At 68.6% G+C, this 14,663-nt stretch carries 15 protein-coding genes and 1 pseudogene; 7 read left to right on the top strand and 9 right to left on the bottom strand.

What is annotated here, in order from left to right; translation table 11 throughout:
- Positions 1-3: 3 nt before the first annotated feature.
- On the top strand, positions 4-987 hold the full coding sequence (locus GNX95_RS04265; protein WP_163505842.1) for an SIS domain-containing protein: 984 nt from the start codon (positions 4-6) through the stop codon (positions 985-987).
- Here GNX95_RS04265 and pdxR (GNX95_RS04260) read toward each other — a convergent pair.
- Entirely contained in the window at positions 953-2,302 is a 1,350-nt protein-coding gene (gene pdxR / locus GNX95_RS04260) for a MocR-like pyridoxine biosynthesis transcription factor PdxR (RefSeq protein ID WP_163505841.1), read from the bottom strand. The two genes, GNX95_RS04265 and pdxR (GNX95_RS04260), sit on opposite strands and share 35 nt — an antisense overlap.
- 42 nt (positions 2,303-2,344) lie before the next feature.
- Here pdxR (GNX95_RS04260) and GNX95_RS42985 point away from each other — a divergent pair.
- A pseudogene (locus tag GNX95_RS42985) lies at positions 2,345-3,367 on the top strand (MFS transporter); the annotation flags it as partial.
- 91 nt (positions 3,368-3,458) lie between these two features.
- On the opposite strand, the gene GNX95_RS04250 reads toward GNX95_RS42985, so the two are convergent.
- Entirely contained in the window at positions 3,459-3,995 is a 537-nt protein-coding gene (locus GNX95_RS04250) for a CGNR zinc finger domain-containing protein (RefSeq protein ID WP_163505839.1), read from the bottom strand.
- A 78-nt stretch (positions 3,996-4,073) separates the two neighbouring features.
- Here GNX95_RS04250 and GNX95_RS04245 point away from each other — a divergent pair, with 78 nt between their 5' ends.
- Positions 4,074-5,249 (top strand): MFS transporter, encoded by a 1,176-nt coding sequence (locus tag GNX95_RS04245; RefSeq protein WP_187369588.1) that lies wholly within the window; start codon positions 4,074-4,076, stop codon positions 5,247-5,249.
- Here GNX95_RS04245 and GNX95_RS04240 read toward each other — a convergent pair.
- Positions 5,225-5,479: a DUF3703 domain-containing protein gene (locus tag GNX95_RS04240; RefSeq protein ID WP_163505837.1), complete on the bottom strand. Its 255-nt coding sequence runs from the start codon at positions 5,477-5,479 to the stop codon at positions 5,225-5,227. The two genes, GNX95_RS04245 and GNX95_RS04240, sit on opposite strands and share 25 nt — an antisense overlap.
- Positions 5,480-5,558: 79 nt before the next feature.
- Between GNX95_RS04240 and GNX95_RS04235 the strand changes: the two genes are divergently transcribed.
- Together GNX95_RS04235 and speB are read left to right on the top strand one after the other, a co-directional pair.
- A complete protein-coding gene (locus tag GNX95_RS04235; RefSeq protein WP_163505836.1) occupies positions 5,559-6,158 on the top strand; it encodes a TetR/AcrR family transcriptional regulator in 600 nt (199 codons plus the stop codon).
- Between the two features lie 10 nt (positions 6,159-6,168).
- On the top strand, positions 6,169-7,173 hold the full coding sequence (speB, locus tag GNX95_RS04230) for an agmatinase (protein ID WP_163505835.1): 1,005 nt from the start codon (positions 6,169-6,171) through the stop codon (positions 7,171-7,173).
- 13 nt (positions 7,174-7,186) lie between these two features.
- On the opposite strand, the gene GNX95_RS04225 is transcribed toward speB, so the two are convergent.
- Genes GNX95_RS04225 through GNX95_RS04210 form a run of 4 tightly spaced genes read right to left on the bottom strand, consistent with a single transcriptional unit; the run spans position 7,187 to position 9,791 of the window.
- Positions 7,187-7,552, bottom strand: a complete 366-nt coding sequence (locus GNX95_RS04225; RefSeq protein ID WP_163505834.1) for a DUF4180 domain-containing protein — start codon at positions 7,550-7,552, stop codon at positions 7,187-7,189.
- The gene (locus tag GNX95_RS04220; protein WP_163505833.1) at positions 7,545-8,411 is read right to left on the bottom strand and encodes an alpha/beta fold hydrolase; all 867 of its coding nucleotides are present in this window, start codon (positions 8,409-8,411) and stop codon (positions 7,545-7,547) included. The genes GNX95_RS04225 and GNX95_RS04220 overlap by 8 nt, the downstream gene beginning before the upstream one ends.
- Positions 8,408-8,845: a helix-turn-helix domain-containing protein gene (locus tag GNX95_RS04215; protein ID WP_163505832.1), complete on the bottom strand. Its 438-nt coding sequence runs from the start codon at positions 8,843-8,845 to the stop codon at positions 8,408-8,410. The genes GNX95_RS04220 and GNX95_RS04215 overlap by 4 nt, the downstream gene beginning before the upstream one ends.
- Positions 8,846-8,885: 40 nt before the next feature.
- Positions 8,886-9,791: a DMT family transporter gene (locus GNX95_RS04210; RefSeq protein WP_163505831.1), complete on the bottom strand. Its 906-nt coding sequence runs from the start codon at positions 9,789-9,791 to the stop codon at positions 8,886-8,888.
- Between the two features lie 47 nt (positions 9,792-9,838).
- On the opposite strand from GNX95_RS04210, the gene pdxR (GNX95_RS04205) reads away from it, so the two are divergent.
- Positions 9,839-11,221: a MocR-like pyridoxine biosynthesis transcription factor PdxR gene (pdxR, locus tag GNX95_RS04205; RefSeq protein ID WP_222853380.1), complete on the top strand. Its 1,383-nt coding sequence runs from the start codon at positions 9,839-9,841 to the stop codon at positions 11,219-11,221.
- Here pdxR (GNX95_RS04205) and GNX95_RS04200 read toward each other — a convergent pair.
- Both GNX95_RS04200 and GNX95_RS04195 read right to left on the bottom strand, forming a co-directional pair.
- On the bottom strand, positions 11,214-12,335 hold the full coding sequence (locus GNX95_RS04200; RefSeq protein WP_163505829.1) for an NAD(P)/FAD-dependent oxidoreductase: 1,122 nt from the start codon (positions 12,333-12,335) through the stop codon (positions 11,214-11,216). The two genes, pdxR (GNX95_RS04205) and GNX95_RS04200, sit on opposite strands and share 8 nt — an antisense overlap.
- Complete coding sequence (locus GNX95_RS04195) at positions 12,328-13,005, bottom strand: FadR/GntR family transcriptional regulator (RefSeq protein WP_163505828.1); 678 nt, start codon at positions 13,003-13,005, stop codon at positions 12,328-12,330. The genes GNX95_RS04200 and GNX95_RS04195 overlap by 8 nt, the downstream gene beginning before the upstream one ends.
- Positions 13,006-13,078: 73 nt before the next feature.
- On the opposite strand from GNX95_RS04195, the gene GNX95_RS04190 reads away from it, so the two are divergent.
- A complete protein-coding gene (locus tag GNX95_RS04190; RefSeq protein ID WP_163505827.1) occupies positions 13,079-14,662 on the top strand; it encodes a DUF885 family protein in 1,584 nt (527 codons plus the stop codon).
- Position 14,663 lies beyond the last annotated feature (1 nt).

The raw sequence follows: 14,663 nt of genomic DNA, 5'->3' as shown, positions 1-14,663 counted from the left end.
GAGATGGACCACCTGGACTATGACGAGGCGGTCGCCGCGCAGCCGGCCCGTCTCAAACAGTCGGCCGTGAGCGTTCGGCACGCGCTCGACACCATCGATCTTTCGCCATGGCGACAAGGAAATCTCGCCGTCGTTTCGATGGGTGCGAGTTCGCATGCGGCGCACGCACTGGTGCACCGGCTGGCCAGGCACGGTCGTCGGGTGTCCAATGTGGACGCGTCTGAGCTGCTGGCACTCGGCCGGCGCGATCTCGCCGACGCGTATGTCTTCGTGTCGGAAAGCGGCCGCAGCCGCGAGACAGTCGAGGCGGCACGGCTGGTCGGCGGCGCGCGGCTGGGCCTGACAAACGACGCAAACGCACCGCTTGGCGAGGTTGTCGACGCGATCGTCGACCTCGGCCACGGCAGGGACAGCCGCGTCTACTCGGTGGGATACACCGCGACGCTGCAGGCATTCGGCCTGCTCGCCACCGCGATCGACGGCGTACGCGAGGAATCCGACACGCTGCCGGAGCTTGTCGCGCGTACGCTCGAAAACTCGGCTCAGCAGGCACGGGATCTGGCCGAGGCGTGGAAAGACGTGACGTCGATCGACTTCGTCGGCGCCGGTGTTGCCAGAGCATCGGCAGCGGAAGGTGCCCTGTTGATCCGCGAGTCGACCAGGATCACCGCGACAGCTTATGAGACCTACCAGTATCTGCACGGTCCGATGGAGTCGCTGACCTCGACCCGCGCCTGTGTGCTGTTCGGCGACGACCGCGAGCTCCGCCTCGCCGGCTATCTGACCGAGGCCGGCATTCCGGCCACCGTCATCACCACCGAGAGCCGGCCAAACGCCATCACCATCCCGAAAACGACTGGCATCTCGCAGGCCGTGTTGGAGATCCTGCCGGTCCAGCTGCTCGCCGGCGAGCTTGCGAAGCTCTTTGGCCTGGACATCAACGACTTCCTCTTTACACAGGCGGACACGAAGATAGCGCCTGACTGAGCGCGTCGAGCGCGGCCGGATATGCATGCTCGGCCGGCGTTCCGTAGCCGACGACAAGGCCTTCGGGACGGTCGCCGCGAGAATGCCAGCGATCCCCCAGAAAGCCGACCGCGAGATTCAGGTCAAGAGCCGCCGCGCGTACGGTCGCCTCGCCACCTGCCGGCAGCGGCACCAGTGCGTGCAGGCCGGCGGCGATGCCGTTTACCCGCGCGAGCCGCGAAACCAGCAGATCGCGGCGGCGTTTGTAGCGCAGCCGGCACGACCGGATGTGCCGGTCGTACGCGTGGCTGGTGACGAAATCCGCGAGCGTCAGCTGACCGAGCGTCTCGGTCTGCCGGTCGTCGTGCAGCTTCGCGTCGACGACCGGCTCGACCAGCCGGGGCGGCAGCACCATCCACCCCAGCCGCAGCGCCGGAGCCAGCGATTTCGAGGCACTGCCGAGATAGACGACGTGCTCCGGATCCATCCCCTGGATCGCGCCGACCGGCTGCCGGTCATAGCGGAACTCGCCGTCGTAGTCGTTCTCGATGACCAGGCCAGGCCACGAAACCAGTGACCGGCGGCGAGCCGGATGGAGCGTCACACCGGTCGGGTTTTGGTGCGCTGCGGTGACAACGACCGCGTCCACGCCCTCCAGCAGATCCGTACGCGCGCCGCGTTCGTCGACCGGCAACGGCACGACCTCTGCACCATTTCGTCGTACGACCTCGCGGTGGTGCGGCACGCCAGGGTCCTCCATCGCGATCCGGCCGCCAAGGACATGGCTGAGCAGGCCGAGCGCTTGCACGTATCCGCTGGTGACGACGATCGACTCCGGCCTCGCGAGCACGCCTCGGGTGCGGCCGAGATAGTCGGCGAGCGCCGTTCGCAACTCGATCCGGCCACGCGTGTCGCCATAGCCGAATGCCTCCGCCGGCGCCGCCGTCAGCGCTCGCCGCGCCGAGCGAAGCCAGGCGGAGACCGGAAAAGCGGTCGCGTCCGGACTTCCCGGCCGCAGATCGTGGCGCGGCGCGACGACCCGCGGATCGGCGGCGACCGAGCCGGCTGCGGGAAGCCGAGCGACGACCGTCCCGGAGCCCTGTCGCGCGGTCAGATATCCCTCCTCGATGAGCTGGTCGTACGCGCCGCGGACCGTGCCGCGCGACAGGCCGAGGTCGGCCGCGAGCCTCCGGGTCGCCGGCAAACGCGCGTCCGGCGCGAGCCGGCCATCGCGTACGGCCGCACGCAACGCCTGCTCCAGTGCGTCGCGCCGGCCGCGCGACAGGTCCAGCTCAAGATGCAGATCGACGCCGGAAATGGGCCAGGAATCCGTCACGAAAATGGATCTTAGAACGGACCCATTCGAGCCGTACCGTTCGTGGACGTGCCGAAAAGCCTGCTCGCCGTCGTCTGCGGACTGACCGCCGCGAACCTCTACTACTGCCAGGCGGTGTTGCCGCTGATGGCGGCGACCTTCGCCGGCGACCCGTGGGTCGGCGCGCTGACCAGCCTCAACCAGGTCGGATACGCGCTCGCGCTGGTGTTGGTGGTGCCGCTCGGCGACATCGTCAGCCGGCGGCCGCTGATCCGTACGCTCTTCGGTGTCGAGGTCGTCGCGGTGTTGGCGACCGCGGCCGCGCCGAGCGTCGCCGTGCTGCTCGTCTCCGGCGTGGCACTCGGCGTCGCGACCGCCGGCGTCGTCCAGATCCTCGTCTCGTACGCGGCGACGCTGGCCCCGGACGGCGAGCGGGGCCGCGCGGTCGGCACCGTGCTCGGCGGCACACTGACCGGTGTCGTGCTCTCGCGTACGGTCGCCGGCCTGGTCGCGCAGGTCATCGGCTGGCGCGCGTTGTTCCTGGTCGCCGCGGTCGTGACATTCGTCCTGATGATGGTCGTCTCGCGGACGATGCCGCCGTCGCCGCCGGAGGTCGCGATCGGCTATCGGCGGCAGTTTCGCGAGACCGTACGGCTGGCGGCGACCGAGCCGGTGCTGCGTAGGCGGTCGGCGATCGGCGCCTGCGTCTTCGGCACGCGCAGCGCCTTCTGGGCCACGATCGCGTTTCTGCTCGCCGCTCCGCCGTACCACTTCCTGCCGGCGACGATCGGCCTGTTTCTGCTGCTCGGAGCGCTTGGCGGGGTCGCCGCAAGGGTGGCGGGGCGGGCCGCCGACCGTGGCCTCGAGCGACCGCTCACCGGGCTGCTGCTCGGCCTCGGCGTGGCCGCGTTCCTGATGTTGTGGCTCGGCGGCGCGAGCCTGCCGTGGTTGATCGCCGGCCTGGTCGCCGGCGAGATCTCGGCCGGCGGCGTGCACCTGCTCAACATGAGCGTCGCGTACGCGCTGGTGCCGGGCGCTCGCGCGCGTATCGCCGCTGTGTACATGACGGCGTATACATCCGGGGGTGTACTTGGCGCGGGTATAGCTTCCATCGTCTACCGGATGGCTGGCTGGCCGGCGGTGTGCCTCGCCAGCGCCGGCTGTCTCGCCGCCGCACTCATCCCGTACGCGCGCGCAGCGACTCCTTCTTCGCACGGTTGCCGCAGGTGTCCATCGAGCACCAGCGGCGCCTGCCGGGCCGCGAACTGTCCAGGAACAGCGCCGAACAGTCCGGATCGGCACACGGACGTACGCGGTGGATCGCCGGCGAGCTGACCAGGTCGACCGCGTCCCGCGCGACCAGCGACAGCGTCGCCTCGACCGTGTCGTCGGCCCGCCACCGCAAGCCGCCGGCCGAGTCCAGCTCCGGCGCCGGCGTCGGACGCGCCGCGGCGGCGTTGACCAGCCGTCGCCCCGCCGCGCCGTCTGAGCCGGTGAGCAGCCCATACACCGCCTCGCGCAGGTCCTGCGCGACAGCCACCTGCTCCGGCGTCGGCAGCGTCGAGACCGGGATCGGACTGCACTCGGTGATCCAGGCGGCCAGTGCTTCCGGATCCGGCAGTTCCTCGACGGCGCCTGGCTTGCCGCGCCGGCGCAGCGTACGGACATAGTCCAGGCTCAGCCGGCCGGCACCCTGGCGAAAACGCGCTGTCATGTACGTCACCGTACTCCAAGAACCGGTTTAACTGGTACGTTCAGGAACCAGTTAAATCGGTTCCGTTTGAGGAGTCCAGTGACCGTCACCGATCGTCGTACCGAGGCACCGCCCGGCTGGCTCGTCCTGCTGCTGGCGGTGGCCTGCGGCCTGACCGTCGCGAATCTCTATTACACCCAGCCACTGTTGTCGTTGCTCGGCGACACGTTCAAGATCACCCCGGTGGCGGCCGGCGGCCTGATCACCGCCACGCAGCTGGGCTACGCCGCTGGCATGATCCTGCTGGTGCCGCTCGGCGACCGCGCCGAGACGCGCCGCCTGGTATCGACCCTGCTCGTCGTCACGACGGTCGGTCTTACCGTCGCCGGCATCGCGCCGACCTATCCGCTGCTGCTCGCCGGCGCGCTGATCAGCGGCGCGACCTCGGTCGTGGTGCAGATCCTGGTGCCGTACGCGGCCGGCCTGTCCCCCGACCACCTGCGCGGACGGATCGTCGGCCAGGTGGTCAGCGGCCTGCTGTTTGGCGTGCTGCTGTCGCGTACGGTCGGCAGTCTGCTCGCCGAGGCGACCAACTGGCGGGTGGTTTTCCTTGTCGCGGCAGGCATGATGGCCGTCCTGTCCGTCGCGCTGCGGTTCGCCCTGCCGCGCCGCGAACCGACGACACGTGTGCCATACGCAGAGCTGTTGCTGTCGACCGTACGACTGGTGCGCCAGCACCAGCCGCTGCGGCGCCGCGCGCTCTACCAGGCCGCCATGTTCGGCGCGTTCAGCGCTTTCTGGACGACGGTGTCGTACGTGCTGACCGCGCCACCGTTCGGCTTTTCCCAGCTGGGAGTGGGAATTTTCGCGCTGGTCGGCGCCGGCGGAGCATTGGTCGCGCCAATAGCCGGCCGGCTGGCCGACCGCGGGCTGTCGCGTCCACTGACCGCCGCGGCCTTCGTGACCGCCGCGGTCGCCTTCGGGATCGCCGGATTCGGCGCGCACAACGTCATTTTTCTTGCTGTCGCGGCGATCCTGATCGACATGGCCGTACAAGGGTCGCTGATTTTCGGACAACACACCATCTATGCGCTCGATCCAGCCGCGCGGTCGCGGCTCAACAGCGTCTACCTGGCCACGTTTTTCCTTGGCGGCGCGATCGGTTCGCAGCTCGGCGCCTACGCATACCACCTTGGCGGCTGGACCGGTGTCGCGGTTTTCGGTGCCCTGCTGCCGATCCTGGCGCTGACCTACTGGACGACCGAGCGTCCCTGAGGGCCGCGGTCGAAAACGTACGCGCCGGCCATCAGAAACAGCTGCGTCACGACCTTGACCGGCCGCAGGCCACGCACCGCAGACCGCAACATCCCGCGATGCGCGGCCAGGTGTTGCGCCAGCACATCGTGACCGAGTCCGTGAGCCTTGCCGAAATGCCGATAGGCGGTCCGCCAGTCCCCCGCGGCCAACGCCGTACGTCCGGCGTCCATCGCATCCTCGTACGTCATCGTGTTCCTTTCATCGAATGCGTAAAGTGCACTCTATGCAAAGTAAGCACCTATCGCAAGAACAGATACGATGCATCCCATGGACAGGACCGCGGCTCGGCGCGAGCGGCGCAAGGTCGCTCGCCGCGCGCTGATCAGAGCCGCGGCCGTGCGGCTGGCGCTGGAAAAGGGACCGGACTCGGTCACCGTCGAGGAGATCAGCGAGGCCTCCGACATCGCGCCGCGCACGTTTTTCAACTATTTCGCCAGCAAAGACGACGTCTACTCGATCGAGCCGTTCCAGTGGACCGAGGACGAGATCCTCGCCGAGCTGCGTGCGCGACCGGCCAAAGAGGCGCCGCTTGAGTCGATGCGCGCGGTCGTCAAGGCGATGGCGGTCGCCGCGAACTTCGCCAACCTGCACGAGGAAACCCAGCTGCTCCAGCAGTTGTACGAGCGTCATCCCGAGCTTTTCGCCCGGATGAGGCTCGGCGACCAGATCGACGCGGCGATGCTGGCGATGGCCAACGAGTTGGCGACGCGCATCGGCACCGATCCGGAAACCGACCAATATCCACATCTGGTCGTCGGCGCCGCGTTCGCCGCGATGCAGACCGCGGAGCAGCGGTCGCGTACATCCGAGAAAGACATCGAGGCGCTGATCGACGACGCGTTCGACCTCCTCGCGCGCGGCCTTTAGGGTCTGGATCATGACCCGCTATGGCGCGCAGTACGGTCCGGACATCACCTTCCTCGGCGTCGACCGGTGCGATCTGGACGCGCCGGAGACGTACGCCGACGCCGACGTCGTGATCGTCGGCGCTCCCTTTGACGGCGGCACCTCGCACCGGCCCGGCACCAGGTTTGGACCGCAGGCCATCCGCGGCACCGACTACCTGCCGCACGACGGATCGCGGCCGAGCCTCGCGCTGCGCGCCGACGGCCTGCGCGACCTGCGCGTCGTCGACGCCGGCGACGTCGAGATGTTTTCCGGCGACGCGGCGAAATCTCTGGCCGACCTGGAGGTCGCGGTCGAGAAGGTCGCACGCGCCGGCGCGATCCCGATGATCCTCGGCGGCGACCACGCGATCGCCTTTCCGGACGCCAAAGGCGTCGCCAACGTCGTCGGCCACGGTCGCGTCTCAATGGTGCATTTCGACGCACACGCCGACACCGGCGACATCGAGTTTGGCTCATTGTGGGGCCACGGCGCGCCGATGCGCCGGCTCATCGAGTCAGGTGCGCTGCGCGGCGACCGGTTCCTGCAGATCGGCCTGCGCGGCTATTGGCCGGAGCCGGCGACGCTGGACTGGATGGCCGAGCAGCGCATGCGGTCGTACGAGATGACCGAGATCGTGCATCGCGGCCTCGACGACTGCCTGACCGAGGCCTTCGGCATCGCCACCGACGAGTGCGACGGTGTCTTCCTGTCCGTGGACATCGATGTGGCCGACCCCGGTCACGCGCCTGGCACCGGCACGCCGGAGCCGGGCGGGTTGAGCGCGCGGCAGCTGCTCGACGCCGTACGCCGGTGCTGCCTGGAGCTGCCGATCGCCGGCGTCGACGTGGTCGAGGTGAGTCCACCGTACGACCACGCCGACATCACCGCCGCGCTCGCCAACCGCGTCGTGTTGGAGGCACTGAGCGCCATCGCGCGGCGGCGGCGCGACGGTGACGCCTGGAATCCGTTGTTGCCTCTGCTGGATCGCCCCTAGGGTTGTTTCGCACCTAACCGCCGAGCCGTTTCTCCAGCTCCGCCAGATCGGCGGTGAACCACAGGTCGCGGCCGTTGTTGCTCTCACGGATCCAGTCGCGCAGCGGTCCGCTTTCCACCGCGTACGCGGAAACGTCGCCGACAATCGCCACTTTTGTGTGGTAGCCGACGAATTTCTGTACGACCGCGCCGGCGATCCCCGTGCGTAGGCGGAAGAAGTCCGGCACCAGCCGCTCGACCGGGATCGCGATCATTTCCGCGCGACCGGCCGCCATGTCACCGAGCAGGTCCACGGCATCCCGTTCGCCGCCGATGAGCGCACCGTCCGGCGCGCACACGTACACCGGGACGCCGTGGATCTGTCGCAGCTGGTCAGGCATGGGCCCTCCCCGCGGTCAGGAACTCCTCGATCTGCTGGGTCAAGCCGATCAGCAGGTGGCCCCGCTCCGGCAGCAGCAACACCTTCGCGTGCGGCGCGTTGGCCTCCAGCCGCCGCTTGGTCTCGGCGGAGTCGAGCATCGCGTCGCGGCCACCGACGATCGCCAGCACCGGCATCGCCAGCCGGCGCAGCTCCGCGTCGGTGAGCGGCGGCATCTTTCCCATCCGCGGCTTGAAGTTCTTGTTGACCAGGGCGAAGAAATCGGCGATCACCCTGGCCGGACCGTCCGGCGCCTCGATGACCGCGCCGAGGATGAGCTCGGCGGCCTTGCGCCGGCCCCCTTTTCCGAATGGCCGCACCAAAAGTGCCAGCAGGACCTTGCCGATCAGCTGGCGGCCGATGCCACTTGGGCACAGCAGGCCGAGCCGCTCGAGGCGCTCCGGATATCTGGTCGCGAACTGCAGCGAGACCAGGCCGCCGAGCGACATGCCGACCAGCGCGGCCTTCTCGAGGCCGAGCGCGTCCCACACCTCGGCGAGCCATGCGGCGAGCGCTCCGGACTCCAGCCCCGGCCGGGTCGGCGCGCTGAGACCAGGCTCGCCGATCATGTCCACGACGTAGACGCGGAACCGCTGCGCGAGCGCGGCGATATCCCCCATCCAGGTGACGGCGTTGCCGGCCGAGCCGTGCAGCAGGACCACCGGCGGCGCCTCCGCTGGGCCGCTGACCAGCACAAACGTGTCGCCGAAGCCGGTCGCGACGATACGCTGCTCGGCCGGCACCGGCCAGTGCCCCAGGATCGCCCGATATTGCTCCTTGACCGCTTGCTCGCCGGCCGTCGAGCGCCAGATCCCCGTCATCGTTCGTCCTCCAGAATCATGTTGATCAGCTTGAGCAACTCCGCGACGTTTTCCAGATCGCCATGCAGGATGATCTTCAGGCTGGCGCGTTCCTCGTCGTAGATGGCGTCGATGCGCAACCGCGTGCCGTCGTGCGTACGCGTGTTGGCTGCGCCGGTCAGCGACAGGCTGATCCGGTTGGCGGAGGCGGTGCCGATGGCGTCGATCTGCACGACACTGGACACCTCTGACCGCCGCTGGCGCACCGTTGACTCGCGGATCGGCGCAGGCGTCGCCCCGCCGGTGAAGTCGGCGAGGTCGGCGCGTGCGATCCGGTATTGCTTGCCGATCCGTACGGCCTTCAACCGGCCGTCGCGGACATAGCCGCGGACCGTCTTCACATGCAGGCCGAGCAGGTTGGCCACCTGCTCAACCGAGTACAGTTCTTCCTCCATGTTCCCTAAACTAACACGCGATAGGGAATAATAGGGAAGGTTAGGGAGTAGTCTCAGTCACCAATGGTTTAGCCGCGCGGCTCCGGCCCACCAGGCCGACCGCGAGACCACCGGCCACCGTCAGTCCGCCGACCAGCTGCCAGACGCCAAACGTGCCGGTGCCGACGAGTGGCGCGACGACCGCTGTGGTCAGTGGCAGGACGCCGGCGAACAAGCCGGCGCTGGCTGCGCCGATGCGGACGAGGCCGCCATACCAACAGATGAAGGCCACGACCGTGACGGGCAAGGCGATCCACAGCAACGCCAGCAGCTCGACGAAGGTCGGCACGCGTACGCCCGGAAAACCGTCCACGACGAGCGCGATGACGTACGCCTCGAGCGCGGCCACCACCGTGCTGTAGGCGGACGTACCGATCGCGCCGAGTCGCGGCAACAACGGCACCGCCAGCAGCGAAAACGCCGCCTCGCCGGCGAGCGCGAGCAACGAGAAGCCGAGTCCGGCGAGGTCGCTGCGGCCAAACCCCTGCACCACCGCGGCACCGGCGACGACGACCGCCGACGCGGCGAGCATGCGGACGGACGGCCGCTTTCCCGAGGTCAACGGTGCGATCACCGCGAGCAGAAGTGGTACGCAGCCGACGATCACGCCGACGACGGCCGGCTCGGCGGTGCGCAGCGCGGCGAGTACGGCGAAGTTGAAGCCGACCAGGCCGGTCGCCGCGAGCAGCACGAGCAGCAGCCAGTCGCGCGGTCGTACGCGCGCCGGCAGGGGCGCTCCGCGCCGAAACGCGAGCGGCAGCAGGATCGCCGCGGCGACGGCGTAACGCATCGCCTGTCCGCCGGCGTACGGGAAGCCGACGAGCAGGCTGGAGGCCGGAAACGAGCTGCCGACCAGCATCATCGCGGCCGTGCAGAGCAGGCCGCCACGCACCTTGTCGCTGATCATGTGCCGACGCTATGAGGCGGGACGGGTCGCGGATAAGGTCCATTCCGATGGAGAGTTCATGGACCACTGCCGCGTGGGAGCTGCTGGTCACGGCCGCGCGCAGCCCCCGCCGTGCGCGTGGCCGGATGCTGGAGGACGCGCTGCGCCAGGCCGTACGGTCCGGCCACATCGCCGCCGGCACGCGGCTGCCGTCGAGCCGCGAGCTGGCCGCTGACCTCGGCGTTTCGCGCGGTGTGGTGACCGAGGTCTATGGCCGGCTGGTCGCCGAAGGTCACCTGGTCGGCCGGCAGGGCGCCGGCACCTGGGTCGTCGATCTGCCTCGCCAGGCACCACCGCCAGCCCCGATAGCCGCCGCGCCGCTGGTCGACTTCAAGCCCGGCTCGCCCGACCTGTCGCTGTTTCCTCGCGCGGCGTGGGCCAACCTGTGCCGCAAGGTGCTGACCGAGATGCCGCACGCCGTGCTCGACTACGGCGACTCTCGCGGTTTTCTGCCGCTGCGTACGGAATTGGCTGCGCTGCTGTCGCGGCGGCGCGGCGTGGTCGTGGATCCGGAACGGATCATCATCTGCGGCGGCTTCGCGCAGGCGCTCAGTCTGGTGGCCAGGTTTCTTCGTACTCAGGGCAAAACTCTCATTGGCGAAGAGTTGCCAGGCGACTCGAAAGGCTGCTCGATCTTCGGTCCCGCCGGTGTGTCGTCAGTGTCGATCGCGGTCGACGAGAACGGCATGGATGTCGACGCGCTGGCCGCCAGCGGCTGCCATGCGGCGCTCGTCACGCCGACGCACCAGTTTCCGACCGGCATCGTTTATCAACCGCCGCGCCGAAAACAGCTGCTGGAGTGGGCTCGCGACACCGGCGGGCTGATCATCGAGGACGATTACGACGGCGAGTTTCGCTATGACCGCGCGCCGCTGGCCGCTCTGCAGTCGACAGCACCGGATCTCGTAGCGTACGCGGGATCGGTCAGCAAGTCGCTCGCGCCGGGGATGCGGCTTGGCTGGCTCCTGCCGCCGGCGCGGCTGCTCGAACCGTTGGCAGCGCTCAAACACGGCGACGATCGCGGCCGGCCGGTGCTCGACCAGGCCGTACTCGCCGCCTTCCTGCGATCCGGCCGCTATGACCGGCAGCTGCGACTTTGCCAGCGTACGTACCGAGAACGACGCGACACGCTGGTGCGCGCACTCGCCGACCAGCTGCCCGAAGCGCGCGTCACCGGGGTTGCCGCCGGCCTGCATGCCGTCGTGACGTTGCCGGCATCCTTCGGCGCCGAGGACGAGCTCGTACGCGCCGCTGCCGACGTTGGCGTCAACGTCGTGCCGTTTGGCCGATATGGCGGCACCGGACCCGGCTTTGTCCTTGGTTTCAGCCATCTGAGCGCAACGACCATCGACAAGGGCATTTCTCTGGTCGCTGCCGCGTGGCTCACCTGATGCCGCGCTCCGCGTACGGCTGGTTTTTCACGATCCGCCCATAGCCGAGCCTGCCGAGGTCGATCGTGCGGAACTCGCCGTAGGCGATGAGCTCGGACAGTGCGCGTCCGACGCCAGGCGCGTGCATCAGGCCGTGGCCGGAGAATCCGCTGGCCAAATAGAAATTTTCCCTGGCCTGCGGCCAGTTTCCGATGATGGCGTTGCCGTCGAGCCGGTTCTGGTCATAGTGTCCGACGGTCGTCGACCGTAACCGCGCGCGATCCAGCGCCGGCACGCGATGTGCCAGCGCCGGCCACACCACCTTGTCGAAATAGCTGGAGTCGATCGTCTCGTCGAAGCCGCCTGGATGACCGAAGTCCACCAGGCCGACGGAAAGTCCGGCGCCTTCCGGCCGCAGCGCGAGTCCGGCCGGGTCCTTGACGAACGGCAGCGCGCCGAAATCGCCGTCGGCCTCCACGAAATGCTCGTAGCGGCGCATCGGCTCCACCGGAATCGGCACGCCGGCTCTGGCCGCCAGCTCCGGCGACCAACATCCGGCCGCGTTCACCACGTGCTCGGCCGGCAGCCGGTCGCCGGAAGCGAGCACGACCTCGGAGACCAGCCGTCCTTTGAAAGCGAAGTCCACGGCTCGATCACGAAGAAACCGCGCACCGAGCGACTCCGCCTCGGAGCGCAGCCGCATGAGGAAGGTGTGCGGATCGAGCCATCCGTCGTCAGCGGACAGGACCGCCGCCCCGAGATCGTCGGTTGCCAGCAACGGAAAACGCTCGGCAAGGTGCGCCGGCTCCAGCCACTCGGCGCGTACGTCCATCGCCAGCTGAGTTTCGAAATTCGCTCGGAGCGCGTCCGTGTCGGCCACGCTGGCGATGAAAAGATAGCCATTGCGATGCCAGGTGTCGGTCTTGGTGACCTCGAGCGTATAACGCGAGAGCGCGATGTTTTCTGGACAGCTGAACAGTTGTCGTACGCCACCGGACGCGCGCGGCGTGGCGGCTTTAGCGTACGTCGGATCCGGTTCCAGCACGACCACATCTCGCGATGGCTCATCCCGTAACAAATAGACGGCCGTCGCGCAGCCAATCGCGCCACCGCCGACGATCACCGTGTCAGCCATCCGCGACAGCCTTTCGCGTGTGCGTCAGGTGATCACGCATCGCCGCCTCGGCCGCGTCGACATCGCCGCGTACGACCGCTTCGGCGATCGCGCGATGCTCGGCGAGTCCAGCCTCCGCGGACTCCTGCGAATAATGCGCGCGTTGCCGGATGTCGCTCAGCAAGTCGAGTTGCAGGCCGACCAGGTGTTCCAGCATGAAGTTGCCGGTCGCCGCCGCGAGCGCGCGGTGGAATGCCGCGTTCGCCTGCCATCCCCCGGTCGACACCTCGGCGGCCGCCAGCACGGCCGCGCCGCGCCGCTCGTCGGTGCGCTCGGCCGCCAACCGTACGACCTGCACCTCCAGCAGCTCGCGCGCCTCCAGGATGTCGAGGATCGCGGCATTTTCCAGCCGCAGCACCACACCCGCCGGTGAGAGCCGCGCGGAAATGTTGGCGTCGCGGACAAAACGACCGCCGCCGGCGCGCGACCAGACGATGCCACGCGCTTCGAGTACGCGAAACGCCTCGCGTAACACGTTGCGGCTGACCCGAAACCGCTGCGCCAGCTCACGTTCGGGCGGCAGCCGCGCACCGGGAGCGATCTCGCCGCTGCTGATCAGGCCGGCGATCTGCTCGACGACCAGCTCGTACGTGCGGACCGGGGTCAGTTCGCGGAAAAGGTCTTCCGGCACGGCGGCTCCCTCTGGCTATGATCCAGCGGCTATGATTGGACCACTGGGTCACCCAATTCTACGGAGGTGCGGCATGCTGCGGCAACTGGCCGCCGATTTCTGGACCTGGCGAGCCGCCACCCGGCCGGACAACGGTGACGACCTCACACGGATGGAGCGACCGGCCGGCTGGCTCGCCGACTGGTCGGACCGCGCCGTGTCCGACCTGCGGGCGAAGGCGGCGGATTTCACCCGCCGCCTGGATTCCATCGACGTGTCAGGCGAGCCGGTCGCCGTACGTGTCGACGCGCGACTGCTCAGGTCCGCGATCGACCGCGTGCACTGGGAAAACGACCTGCTGCGCGGTTGGCAACGGCACCCCGGCTTCTACGTCGACCAGGCGGTCATTCCGATTTTCGAGGCGATGCTTCCGCTGGAGTCGCCGGATCGCGCGGCGACTGTTTCGGCATACTTGCGGCACATTCCGGTCATCATCGACCAGGCGAAAACCAATCTGGCGGATGTCGCCGCCCCGTTCGCGCGGCTCGCGATCGACCAGCTCGACCGGCTCGTACGCGATCTGCCGGCGTCCATGGCCGCGCTTTCACTGCTGGCAACGGATGCGGTCGACGCGCTGGAGTCGTATCGCGACTGGCTGGTCGAGCGCCTGCCGACTTTCGGTGCCAGCGCGGCGGTCGGTGCTGACGCCTTCGGCTTTTTCCTGCATCGGGTGGCGCTCTATCCCCAGCCGGCCGACCACATCGTCCAGCTGGCACGGTCGGAGTGGCAGCGTGCCGTCGCCATGGAAGCCGTGTTCGCACAACGATTCCGGCATGTGCCACCGGCACCGCTCGCGGCAAGCATCGCCGACCAGGTCGCCACCGAAGACGCCGACGAGAAGCGCCTTCGCCGGTTTTACGCCGAAAACGCCATCCTCAGCCAGCCGGACGACCTGCGCCGCTATCTTTTCGCGCCAATGCCGGCATATCTCGCTCCCCTGGCCTGGCTCGCCGTGCCGGACGACCTGACCAGCCTGCGCCGCGCCGGCGAGGACGCGATCCGTTACGTCCCGGCGCCGCGTGACGACCTGCCGTACTTTGAGCGAGCCAAGGCCTACGATCCGCTCTGCGGCGGCCTCATCCACGAGGGCGTACACGCGCAGCAGGCGGCACTTTCCTGGCAGCATCCCGATCCGGTCCGCCGGCATTATTACGACTCGCTGCCGAGCGAGGGGATCGCCTTCTATCACGAGGAGATGACACTGCAGGCCGGCCTTTTCGCCGACCGGCCGGACAGCATGCGGCAGATCGCCAACTTTCTCCGGCTACGCGCCATTCGCGCGGAGCTCGACGTGGAGCTGGCGTTGGGATCGATCAGCCTCGACGAGGCCGCCGACCGGCTGCTCCGGCTCGTACCGGTGGACCGCGAGATGGCCTTTCACGACGCCACCGGCCTCGCGGCCCGTCCCGGCCAGCGGCTCAGCTACCAGGCCGGCAAGCAGCAGATCCTCGACCTGCTCGCCTCGGCTCGGGTCCATTTCGGCGATTCCTTCGACCTGCGCCGGTTTCATGATCGCCTATGGTCGGAAGGCAACGTCCCGATCGCCTTGCAACGCTGGGAACTGCTCGGCGACCCGAGCCAGCTCGCCGCCGCCGACCGCCTCGCTCCGGAAAGGTAGA

The organism is Fodinicola acaciae (assembly GCF_010993745.1).
In the GTDB taxonomy this organism is placed as follows: domain Bacteria; phylum Actinomycetota; class Actinomycetes; order Mycobacteriales; family HKI-0501; genus Fodinicola; species Fodinicola acaciae.
The sequence above is the reverse complement of the archived record's forward strand: the minus strand, read 5'-3'. Positions and strand labels throughout refer to the sequence as shown.

Coding starts and splice junctions, on each gene's coding strand:
- GNX95_RS04190 (WP_163505827.1), top strand. CDS start 13,079: ATGCTGCGGCAACTGGCCGCCGATTTCTGGACCTGGCGAGCCGCCACC.
- GNX95_RS04250 (WP_163505839.1), bottom strand. CDS start 3,995: ATGACAGCGCGTTTTCGCCAGGGTGCCGGCCGGCTGAGCCTGGACTAT.
- pdxR (WP_222853380.1), top strand. CDS start 9,839: ATGGAGAGTTCATGGACCACTGCCGCGTGGGAGCTGCTGGTCACGGCC.
- GNX95_RS04220 (WP_163505833.1), bottom strand. CDS start 8,411: ATGACGGGGATCTGGCGCTCGACGGCCGGCGAGCAAGCGGTCAAGGAG.
- GNX95_RS04265 (WP_163505842.1), top strand. CDS start 4: ATGGACCACCTGGACTATGACGAGGCGGTCGCCGCGCAGCCGGCCCGT.
- GNX95_RS04215 (WP_163505832.1), bottom strand. CDS start 8,845: ATGGAGGAAGAACTGTACTCGGTTGAGCAGGTGGCCAACCTGCTCGGC.
- GNX95_RS04240 (WP_163505837.1), bottom strand. CDS start 5,479: ATGACGTACGAGGATGCGATGGACGCCGGACGTACGGCGTTGGCCGCG.
- speB (WP_163505835.1), top strand. CDS start 6,169: ATGACCCGCTATGGCGCGCAGTACGGTCCGGACATCACCTTCCTCGGC.
- GNX95_RS04200 (WP_163505829.1), bottom strand. CDS start 12,335: ATGGCTGACACGGTGATCGTCGGCGGTGGCGCGATTGGCTGCGCGACG.
- GNX95_RS04235 (WP_163505836.1), top strand. CDS start 5,559: ATGGACAGGACCGCGGCTCGGCGCGAGCGGCGCAAGGTCGCTCGCCGC.
- GNX95_RS04210 (WP_163505831.1), bottom strand. CDS start 9,791: ATGATCAGCGACAAGGTGCGTGGCGGCCTGCTCTGCACGGCCGCGATG.
- GNX95_RS04225 (WP_163505834.1), bottom strand. CDS start 7,552: ATGCCTGACCAGCTGCGACAGATCCACGGCGTCCCGGTGTACGTGTGC.